The following is a 561-nucleotide window of genomic DNA, read 5'->3' as shown; positions in this document are numbered from 1 at the left end:
GCTTGAAACCGGAACTAAGGCTAGCTGGGGTGACTACCATTGAACAGGCCAATCACTATTTAACTGCAACCTTTATCCCAGCTTTTAATCGCGAGTTTGGTCAAGACTACCGGCAGGTTACTTCAACCTTTGAACAAGCCCCAGATAACCGCAAAATCAATTACACCCTGGCGGTGCTTTCACCCCGGGTATTTGACAGTGGCTCGACAATTTCCTTTAAACATAAATACTATCAAGCAGTTAAAGCTTCCGGTGAATTAGTTTGCTTCATGAAAGGCACCAAATGCCTGGTCATTGAAGCTTTAGACGGACAATTATTAGTTACCGTGAAGGATCAGGTCTATGCCTTAAAAGAGCTGGCTAAGAATGCCCAACACTCTCCGGATTTAGATGTAGCTGCCAAGCCTAAACGCCCTAAGAAAAAGTACCTGCCGCCAGTGAGCCATCCGTGGAAACGAGCTTCATTTCTTGCCCAGCAAAGGAAGGCACATTACCAGCATCAGTATGCTTAAAAAATAACAAAAAAGCGGGATAAAGTTCCCGCTTATGTTTAACAATTTT

General features: G+C 44.0%; 1 pseudogene. It reads left to right on the top strand.

Annotated features, from left to right (window positions below):
* Window positions 1–512 (top strand): annotated as a pseudogene (locus tag FC77_RS08110) (ISNCY family transposase); the annotation flags it as partial.
* Window positions 513–561: the final 49 nt, after the last annotated feature.

The sequence above is a fragment of the Lactobacillus acetotolerans DSM 20749 = JCM 3825 genome (assembly GCF_001436775.1).
In the GTDB taxonomy this organism is placed as follows: domain Bacteria; phylum Bacillota; class Bacilli; order Lactobacillales; family Lactobacillaceae; genus Lactobacillus; species Lactobacillus acetotolerans.
This window is presented reverse-complemented; position numbering and strand designations above follow the sequence as displayed.